The sequence below is a fragment of the Streptomyces sp. WAC 04229 genome, from assembly GCF_003947455.1.
GTDB lineage: Bacteria > Actinomycetota > Actinomycetes > Streptomycetales > Streptomycetaceae > Streptomyces.
This window is the reverse complement of the sequence record NZ_QHJH01000243.1, coordinates 1-9,586: the sequence shown is the minus strand read 5'-3', so window position 1 is coordinate 9,586 and position 9,586 is coordinate 1. Positions and strand designations below refer to the sequence as shown.

The window sequence follows — 9,586 nt, the reverse complement described above, 5'->3', positions numbered from 1 at the left end:
GAGCTGGAGGGGGAGGGGTCGGGGAGCAGGTGAGAACCTTGTGATCGGCGTCTCCCACGGCTGACGTGGTCGGCATGAACAAGGCAAACTGGCCTGGTTGCTCAGGACGTCTAGGGGGACGACGGCATGGACGGTGGACCGCGGGTTCCGGAACAGCGGCGTCCCGGAACCCCGGCGGAACCGGACGGGTCGGCCGCGCTCCGGTTCGGCGTGCTCGGACCGGTGCGGGCCTGGCGGGGCGAGGGGGCGCTGGCCACCGGCTCCCCGCAGCAGCGCGCGCTGCTGGCCGCGTTGCTGCTCCGCGAGGGCCGCACGGCGACGGCGGCCGAACTGATCGACGCCCTGTGGGGCGAGGAACCGCCGTCGCAGGCGCTGGCGGCGGTGCGGACGTACGCGTCCCGGCTGCGGAAGATCCTGGACCCCGGGGTCCTGGTGAGCGAGTCCGGCGGGTACGCCGTGCGGGGGCTCGCCGAGGGGGCGCTGGACCTCGCGGCGGCCCAGGACCTGGCCACCGGCGCCGAGAAGGCGCGGACCGCGGGGGACCTGTGCCATGCCCGTGACCTCCTGCGCCGCGCGCTCGCGCTGTGGGACGGCGAGGTGCTGGCGGGCGTTCCGGGACCCTACGCGGAGGCGCAGCGCGTCCGTCTCGAGGAGTGGCGGCTGCAACTCCTCGAAACCTGCCTGGACATGGACCTGGAGCAGGGCTGCCACGCGGAGGCGGTGTCGGAACTGACGGCGCTCACCGCGGAGCACCCGCTGCGGGAGCGCCTGCGCGAGCTGCTGATGCTGGCCCTGTACCGCAGCGGCCGCCAGGCGGAGGCCCTCGCGGTCTACGCGGACACGCGGCGCCTGCTCGCCGACGAACTCGGCGTCGACCCCCGGCCCGGCCTCCAGGAACTCCAGCAGCGCATCCTCCAGGCCGACCCCGGCCTCGCCGAACCGTCGGCCCCGGCCGCGGAGACGGTGTCGTCCCCCGTGCGTCCGGCACAACTCCCGGCCACGGTGCCCGACTTCACGGGCCGGGCCGCCTTCGTGCGCGAGCTGAGCGACGTACTGTCGTCCGCGTCCGGGGACGGGAGCGGGAACTCCGGCCGCGTCATGGCGGTCTCCGCGCTGGCGGGCATCGGCGGCGTCGGCAAGACCACCCTCGCCGTGCACGTCGCCCACCAGGCGCGGGCCGCCTTCCCGGACGGGCAGCTGTACGTCGACCTCCAGGGCGCGGGCGCGCGGGCGGCGGAACCGGAGACGGTACTGGGCTCGTTCCTCCGCGCCCTCGGCACGGCGGACTCGGCCATCCCCGACTCCCTGGAGGAGCGCGCCGCCCTCTACCGCTCCGTGCTGGACGGGCGCCGCGTCCTCGTCCTCCTCGACAACGCCCGTGACGCCGCGCAGGTACGGCCGTTGCTGCCCGGCACGGAGGGCTGCGCGGCGCTGGTGACGGCGCGGGTGCGGATGGTGGACCTCGCCGGGGCGCAGCTGGTCGACCTGGACGTGATGTCCCCGGAGGAGGCGCTGGCCCTCTTCACGAAGATCGTGGGCGAGGAGCGGGTGGCCTCGGAGCGGGAGGCGGCGCTGGACGTGGTCGGCGCGTGCGGCTTCCTGCCCCTCGCCATCCGCATCGCGGCGTCCCGGCTCGCGGCCCGTCGCACCTGGACGGTCTCGGTCCTCGCGGCGAAGCTGGCGGACGAGCGGCGCCGCCTCGACGAACTCCAGGCCGGTGACCTGGCCGTCAAGGCCACCTTCGAGCTGGGCTACGGCCAGCTGGAGCGCGCCCAGGCCCGCGCCTTCCGCCTCCTCGGCCTGGCCGACGGCCCGGACATCTCCCTGGCGGCCGCGGCGGCGGTGCTGGACCTCCCCGTGGAGGACACGGAGGACCTCCTGGAGTCCCTGGTCGACACGTCCCTCCTGGAATCGGCGGCCCCGGGCCGCTACCGCTTCCACGACCTGGTCCGCCTCTACGCGCGTGCGTGCGCGGAACGGGACGAGCATCCGCCGAGCGAGCGGGGGGCGGCGTTGTCGCGGTTGCTGGACTTCTACCTGGCGACGGCTGCGGGGGTGTACGCGATCGAGCGGCCCGGGGACCGGCTGGTGGACGGTCTGGAGCGGACGGTGCATCCGGGGCTGACGTTCACCGAGGGTGCGGCGGCCCTCGACTGGTTGTACAGCGAGGCGGCTCCGCTGCTCGCCTGTGTGCGGCAGTCGGCCGGAACGGACCGGCTGCGGCGAGCGGTGGATCTGCTCTGGGCGGCCAAGGACCTGGCGGAGTCCGGCGCGAATTCTCACCAGTACGAGACGACGGCGCACGCGATGTGCGGCGCCACCGAAGCCGCGCGGGATGCCCACGCCGAGGGCCGGGCCCGGACCACCCTCACCAATGTCCTCCTGGTCTCCGGCCGCATCCAGCAAGCCTCCGAACAGGCGGAGCAGGCCATGTCACTGGCGGAATCCGCGCAGGACACCACCGCGGTCAGCTGGGTCGCGAACGACCGGGGGCTCATCTCGCTGCACCAGGGCCGGTACGCGGACGGACGGGGCTTTTTGGAACAGGCCATCGAGGGGTACCGGGCAGCCGGCAACCGGGCCGGCGAGGCGCTCAGTCTGTGCAACCTCTCCCGCGCCCATCTGGGTATGGGCAACACCGCGAAGGCAGTGGCCATCGCGCAGCGCGGGCTGACCGCGCAGCTCGACATCGGCCGGACCATGCGTCTCGCCAACGGGCACTTCACGCTGGGTATCGCGCTGACGAACGCCGATCGCCACAGCGAGGCCCTGCACCAGTTCTCCGACGCCCTGGGCATTTTCGAGGCCCACCGACAGCGTCTGTGGCAGGGAACGACCAACTTCCGCATGGCGGAGGTGCACCTGGCCGCCCGCCGTCCCGCCCAGGCGGCGCAGCACTCCGAGCAGGCACTGGCGCTGGGGTGCATCGGCGGTGACCGAATGCGGGGGAACGTGCTGACACTGCTGGGCCGTTCACTCGCCGCGCTCGGACAGGCAGACCGGGCGCAGGCGTGCTGGCAGGAGGCCGTCCTCCTCTACGAGGCGAACGGATCTCCGGAGGCGGACGCCGTACGAGCACTGCTGAAGCCCGCGACGGCGGCGTGAACCGGGTGACAGGGCCGTTCAGCATTCGTTTATCGCCCTCAGTCACGCTCGTTCCTGTCACGCCGTCGCGTCGGGGGGCAGACGGGTGACCAGCGAGCCGACGGGTTAGTGTGCGGCTCCGAACGCCCGTCCGGCGGCCCTCGGGGGAGCTTCCGGGCGGGCGTTGCTCTCTTCCGACTTCGCAGCAAAGGAATGAAGACATGAGCGACGACAAGCAGGACGCGAAGGTCACGACGCAGGACAACGCGATGCCCACGCCGCCGGCGAACGACGAGACCGTCACCACGCAGGACAACGCCATGCCCAGCGAGCCCGCCAAGGACACCGTCAAGACGATGGACAACGCCATGCCCACCCCGCCCGCGCTGAAGCGGGACGGCAAGTAGGACCTTCTTCCCGCACGGGGGAATCGGCCGCGGCGGCGCGGAGGGGAGCCGCCGCGGCCGTGGGCGTTCAAATGCGTCGACAGCGCGCGCCGCGGCCCGGCAGAGTGGTCGCCCGTGACGAGCAGTGAGCTGTGGAGCCGCGCGACCGCCGACCGCTACGACGCCGAGGAGGCCGAGAACTCCTCGGCCGCCGCCCTCGCACCGACTCTCGACTTCCTCGCCGGGCTCGCCGGAGACGGCCGCGCCCTCGAATTCGCCATCGGAACCGGCCGCGTGGGCGTCCCGCTCAGGGAACGCGGCGTACCGGTGGCGGGCATCGAACTCTCCGAGCACATGGCCGCCGTGCTGCGGCGCAAGGCCGACGAGGACACCCTCCCGGTGACCATCGGGGACATGGCGAAGACCGTCGTCCCCGGCGAATTCGCCCTGGTCTACCTCGTCTACAACACGATCTCGAACCTGCTCACCCAGGACGAGCAGGTCGAGTGCTTCCGCAACGCCGCACGCCATCTGCGCCCCGGCGGCCGGTTCGTCATCGAGCTGGGGGTGCCGCCGCTGCGGCGCCTGCCGCCCGGTCAGGTCGCGGTGCCGTTCGACGTGTCCGACCGGCACCTCGGTTTCGACACCTTCGACCTGGTCGAGCAGATGCTCGTCTCGAACCACTTCACCCGCGACGAGAACACCGGCCAGTACCGCCGCGACAACTCCCGGCACCGGTACGCCTGGCCGGCCGAGCTGGACCTGATGGCCCGGATCGCGGGGCTCGAACTGGAGCGCCGGGTCGCGGACTGGGACGGCTCGCCGTTCGTCCAGGACTCCGAGAAGCACGTCTCCGTCTGGCGCAAGCCGGCCTGAGCGCGCCCCGGATCAGGTGGTCCGGGCCGTCCCCGTCCCCTTCTCCGCGTCGAGGGCGTACACGCAGCGGTCCTTGCTGCACGCGTAGACGATGCCGTCGCGGACGACCGGGGAGCCGGTGATCTCGCCGCCGGTCGCCAGCTTCCAGCGCAGGCGCCCGTCGTCGGCCTTCAGGGTGTAGAGCAGGTGGTCCGTGGAGCCGAAGTGGATGCGGCCCTCGGCGACCGCGGGGGCGCCCACGATCTCGCCGCCCGCCTGGAAGCGCCACTTGGGGGTGCCGGTGACCGCGTCCAGGGTGTAGAGGCCCTTGCCGCTGCCCACGTGGACGTGGCCCGCGGCGACCAGGACCGGGTCGGTGGAGGAGCGGGCCTCCGTCGCGATGCGCCAGCGGTCGCGGCCGTCGGTGGCGTCGAGGGCGTACACCGTGCCGAGGTAGTCGGCGAGGTAGACACCGCCGCCGGTCACCGCGGGACCGGGGACGAAGGCGGGCGGGGCGAGGAAGACCGCGGGGGCCTCGAAGTGCCAGCGGACGTGGCCGGAGGCGACCTCCAGGGCGAGGACCCGGGTGCCGGCCGCGACGTAGACGTAGCCGTCGGGTGCCTGGGTGACACGGACGGGGACGCCGCCGCAGGAGGCCGCGTCGCCGATCGGGTACGACCATCTCTCGTCGCCGGTGCGCGCGTCCAGGGCGCGCAGCCGGGCGTCCTGCCAGACGTACACCGTGCCGTCGTGGAGGGCGGGGCCGGCCTCCGGGGACTCGAAGTCGGTCTGGGCGCCGGTGATCTCCCACAGCTTCTGGCCGCCGGAGGTCTCCCACGCCTGGACGCCGCCCCCGCGGGTGGCGGTGAGGACGGTGCCGCGGTCGGCCTGGAGGGAGTACACCCAGGCGTCGTTCTGGACGCGCCAGAGGTCGCCGCCCTCGCGGGCGTCGAGGGCGAACAGGGTCGGGCCGTCGGAGGCGTGGATACGGCCGTCCGCGACCGCCATCGACCAGGCGACGTCCCGGGTCTTGAAGCGGCGGCGTCCGGTGGCCACGTCCAGGGCGTGCACCTCGAAGGAGGTGACGTAGACGAGGTCCTCGGCGACGCGGGGGGTGCCCCAGACGTCGTTGGACATGCGGAAGCGCCAGGGGCGCCAGCCGGCCGGTGACGCCTCGGGCGGCGCGGTGGGCACGGGCGGGGCGGCCGGCAGCGCCGGGTCGGCGCCGTTGACGCCGGGGCGCACCCGGGACCAGGAGGCGGTGAGGGCGGACTCCGGCGGGGGTGCCGCGACGGCGGCGGCGCGCATGTCGGCGACGCGCGGGCCGGGGAGCGGGCCGTGCGGTTCGCGCTGGCAAGGTCGGCGGAGGCCCTGGAGGACGTGCTGCGGATCGCGGTCGCCCGGGGCGGATGAGGCCCGGCCCGCACACCAGGTGGGCGCGGACCGGGCCTCGGAGGGAACCTCGGGCTGCCGGCTACCGCACGACCGTGATCCGGTCCGCCGCCGGCGGTTCGATCGGGTCGGTCGCCGACGAGTTGGCCGTCAGGTACTGCTCGAGGGCGGCCAGGTCGTCCGCGCCCACCAGTTCGTTCGCGCCCTCGTTCAGGGTGGGGAAGCCGTCACCGCCGCCCGCGAGGAAGCTGTTGGAGGCGACGCGGTAGGTGGCCGCCGGGTCGACGGGGGCGCCGTCGAGGCGGATCGAGTCCGTCACCACGCGGTCCGCGCCGGACTTCGTCAGGTCCAGGGTGTAGGTGAGGCCGGACGAGACCTGGAGGATCTTCGGGGCGGCCTCGTTCGGGCCGCTGACCTGCTCCTTGAGGACCTGGACCAGCTGGGCGCCCGTGTAGTCCTTGAGGTTCACCGTGTTGGCGAAGGGCTGGACGGTGAAGCCCTCGGCGTAGGTGACCACGCCGTCGCCCTCGGCGCCCGAGGACGCGTAGGTCAGCGGGGCCCGGATGCCGCCCGGGTTCATCAGGGCCAGGTCGGTCTCCGGGTCCTGGGTCCTCCCGTACGCGAGCTGCGCGTCGGCGATCAGGTCGCCCAGCGGGGACTCGGTGCCGTCGCGGGAGATGTCGGCGGAGACGTGGCCGACGGGGCGGTTGCCGATCGGGGCGGCCAGCGTGCCCCACTTGTCGATCAGCCGGGTCATGTCGGGCGCCTTCGGGACGTCCCGCGTCACCACGTGGTTCGCCGACTTCACCGACGTACGCGCGATGTCGCCCGTGCGCCGGTCGTAGGTCAGCGTGGTGTCCGTGTAGAGGCGGCCGAAGGACGCGGCCGAGGTGACCATACGGGGGTTGCCCGCCGGGTCCGGGATCGTGCAGACGTACGCGCTGTGCGTGTGCCCGGTGACCAGCGCGTCGACCTGCGGCGTGACGGTCTTCGCGATGTCGACGATCGGGCCGGAGACGCCGTCGCCGGCGCCCGGGGCGTCGCAGTCGTAGTTGTAGGAGGCCGACGCCGGGAAGCCGCCCTCGTGGATGAGGGCGACGATCGACTTCACGCCCTGGCGCTGGAGCACCTCGGCGTACTTGTTGATCGTCTCGGCCTCGTCCTTGAAGGAGAGGCCCTTCACGCCCTCGGCCGTGACGATGTCCGGGGTGCCCTCCAGGGTCACGCCGATGAAGCCGACCTTGACACCGTTCTTCTTCCACACCCAGTACGGCTCGAGGATCGGCTTCCGCGTCTTCTCGTCCAGGACGTTCGCGGCCAGGTACGGGAAGTCGGCGCCCTTGAACCTCTTGTCCGTGTAGCAGCCCTCGGTGGGGTGGCAGCCGCCCTTCTGGAGGCGGGCCAGCTCCTTCGCGCCCTCGTCGAACTCGTGGTTGCCGACCGACGTGACGTCCAGGTCGAGCTTGTTCAGCGCCTCGATGGTCGGCTCGTCGTGGAAGAGACCGGACAGCAGCGGGGACGCGCCGACCATGTCGCCGCCGGCCGCGGTGACGGAGTAGCGGTTGCCCTTGCGGGCCTCGCGCAGATGGGTGGCGAGGTACTCCACACCGCCCGCGTCGACCGTCTTCGTCGTGCCGTCCGGCTGGACCTCGGTGACCCGGCCGGAGGAACCGGCGGGCGGCTCCAGGTTGCCGTGCAGGTCGTTGAAGGAGAGCAACTGGACGTCCTGGTAGCGGCCGTGCCCGTGCCCGTGCCGGCTCGCGTCCGCGTCCGCGTTCGCCGACCCCGGCAGGGCCGCGGCGGCGAGCGCCCCGGCGGTGACGACGGTGGCGGCGGCGAGAAGAACACTCCTGCGGCGTCTGCGGCGCGACTCGTGCGGCTGTGCTGTGGCTGGCATGCGCCCCCCTGTGGGTGTGCGTGGCGCGAGCCGCTGAGGGACGGCCCGTCGGAGCGGCAGCCTAGAGTCAACGCGCGTAGCGCGACAGGGGTTTCCGGGTTACATCCTGGTTTACCTTCCGGCCCGCCCACCCGCTCCCGCGGCTGCCGCCGCTTTGCCCCGCCCGCCCCTTACCCTCGTACGCATGACCAGCGACGACACCGTGCGGCCCGGCCGCCCCCGCTCGATCGAGACCCTCGCCGAACTGACCCCGGAGCAGACCGGCGCGGTCCTCGCCCTGCTCGGCGAGGCGGCCCGGAACGACGGGCAGCACGCCGTGTCCGAGCAGGGCCGGCTGCACCTGCGCGGCCCCGCGCGGGAGGGCATCGCGCACCTGCTGCTCACCGTCGACGGCGAACTCGTCGGCTACGCCCAACTGGAGGGCACCGACCCGATCGAGCCGCCGGCCGCCGAACTGGTCGTCCATCCCTCGCACCGGGGCCAGGGACACGGACGCGCCCTGGGCTCCGCGCTGCTCGCCGCCTCCGGCAAGCGGCTGCGGATCTGGGCGCACGGCGGCCACTCCGCCGCCCGGCACCTCGCGCAGGTGCTCGGCCTGACGTTGTTCCGCGAACTGCGGCAGCTGCGACGGCCCTTGGCAGACCTCGACCTGCCGGACCCGCGGCTGCCCGAGGGGGTCACCGTCCGCGCCTTCGTACCCGGGCAGGACGACGCGGCCTGGCTCGCGGTGAACGCCGCCGCCTTCGCCCACCACCCCGAGCAGGGCTCCCTCACCCAGCGGGACCTCGACGACCGCGAGGCCGAGGAGTGGTTCGACCCGGCCGGTTTCTTCCTGGCCGAGCGGGCGGGCGAGCTGATCGGCTTCCACTGGACCAAGGTGCACGCGCAGGAGCGCCTGGGCGAGGTGTACGTCCTCGGCATCCGCCCCGACGTCCAGGGCGGCGGCCTGGGCAAGGCCCTGACCACCATCGGCCTGCGGCACCTGGCCGGACAGGGGCTCCCCACGGCGATGCTGTACGTGGACGCGGACAACAAGGCCGCCGTGTCCGTCTACGAGCGCCTGGGTTTCGTCACCCACGAGACGGACCTGATGTACCGCACGGAGTCCTGAACCCCCCTCACACGGCCCGGGAGGCGAGGTCCTACCGGAGCGGCCACGGGCCGCCCTCATGCCTCCCGCCGGAGGCCCCCCGCTATCCCACACGTCATGTCCCCGTAACCATCGATTCAGACAGCCTTGCGACCCTCACCGAATGAAGCCCACCGAGCCAGAGCCTTCCGTGCCCTCCGACGCGCCTGTCCGGCGCGTGGCGCGGAAGAATGGGTTCATGAGGCAGCCGAACACCCAGGCAGAGGTCCAGCACACGCAGCCCTCCGTGGGCTCCATCGCCGCGCACCGCTCGCACACCGTGGCCGCCACGGTCTCCGACCTGGAGCCGGACATCGACGCCGACCTCGACGCGTACGAGGAGTCGGAGGAGTCCCAGGCCGGCGGCGCCCAGCTCCCGCAGGGCCGCTTCCTGGACCGCGAACGCAGCTGGCTCGCGTTCAACGAACGCGTCCTCGAACTCGCCGAGGACCCCGCCACCCCCCTCCTCGAGCGTGCCAACTTCCTCGCGATCTTCGCCAGCAACCTGGACGAGTTCTTCATGGTCCGCGTCGCCGGCCTCAAGCGCCGCATCGCGACCGGCGTGGCCACCCGCTCCGCCTCCGGCCTCCAGCCCCGCGAGGTCCTGGACATGATCTGGGCCCGCTCACGCGAGCTCATGGCCCGCCACGCCGCCTGCTTCCACGAGGACGTCGCCCCGTGAGGGCCGGGACAGAATCGGGCCCCGCCCCCGGAAGCTGAGGCCCCGCCCGCCCCCCTGCTCCCACGAGGACGCCGCCCGGGCCCCCGCGGAGGGGGCAACCCACCGGGCCCGCTGGACCGAAGGGGCCAAAAGGGAGCGGCCCCGCCTGTTCACCCTCTTCC

General features: G+C 73.2%; 5 protein-coding genes and 2 pseudogenes. 5 read left to right on the top strand and 2 right to left on the bottom strand.

Going from position 1 to position 9,586, the window contains the following annotated elements:
* The first annotated feature begins 126 nt into the window (after positions 1 to 126).
* The 3 genes from DMH12_RS34785 to DMH12_RS34775 all read left to right on the top strand — a co-directional run bounded on the left by DMH12_RS34785 (position 127) and on the right by DMH12_RS34775 (position 4,346).
* Entirely contained in the window at positions 127 to 3,105 is a 2,979-nt protein-coding gene (locus DMH12_RS34785) for a BTAD domain-containing putative transcriptional regulator (RefSeq protein WP_125495320.1), read from the top strand.
* A 200-nt stretch (positions 3,106 to 3,305) separates the two neighbouring features.
* Positions 3,306 to 3,491, top strand: a complete 186-nt coding sequence (locus tag DMH12_RS34780; protein ID WP_125495319.1) for a hypothetical protein — start codon at positions 3,306 to 3,308, stop codon at positions 3,489 to 3,491.
* Positions 3,492 to 3,605: 114 nt separating this feature from the next.
* Complete coding sequence (locus DMH12_RS34775; RefSeq protein ID WP_125495318.1) at positions 3,606 to 4,346, top strand: class I SAM-dependent methyltransferase; 741 nt, start codon at positions 3,606 to 3,608, stop codon at positions 4,344 to 4,346.
* Between the two features lie 12 nt (positions 4,347 to 4,358).
* On the opposite strand, the pseudogene DMH12_RS34770 reads toward DMH12_RS34775, so the two are convergent.
* Positions 4,359 to 5,654 (bottom strand): annotated as a pseudogene (locus DMH12_RS34770) (PQQ-binding-like beta-propeller repeat protein); the annotation flags it as partial.
* 145 nt (positions 5,655 to 5,799) lie between these two features.
* Entirely contained in the window at positions 5,800 to 7,614 is a 1,815-nt protein-coding gene (locus tag DMH12_RS34765) for a bifunctional UDP-sugar hydrolase/5'-nucleotidase (RefSeq protein ID WP_125495316.1), read from the bottom strand.
* Positions 7,615 to 7,798: 184 nt separating this feature from the next.
* Here DMH12_RS34765 and mshD point away from each other — a divergent pair, with 184 nt between their 5' ends.
* Both mshD and DMH12_RS34755 read left to right on the top strand, forming a co-directional pair.
* On the top strand, positions 7,799 to 8,725 hold the full coding sequence (gene mshD, locus DMH12_RS34760; RefSeq protein WP_125495315.1) for a mycothiol synthase: 927 nt from the start codon (positions 7,799 to 7,801) through the stop codon (positions 8,723 to 8,725).
* A 217-nt stretch (positions 8,726 to 8,942) separates the two neighbouring features.
* Positions 8,943 to 9,586, top strand: a pseudogene (locus DMH12_RS34755) (hypothetical protein); the annotation flags it as partial.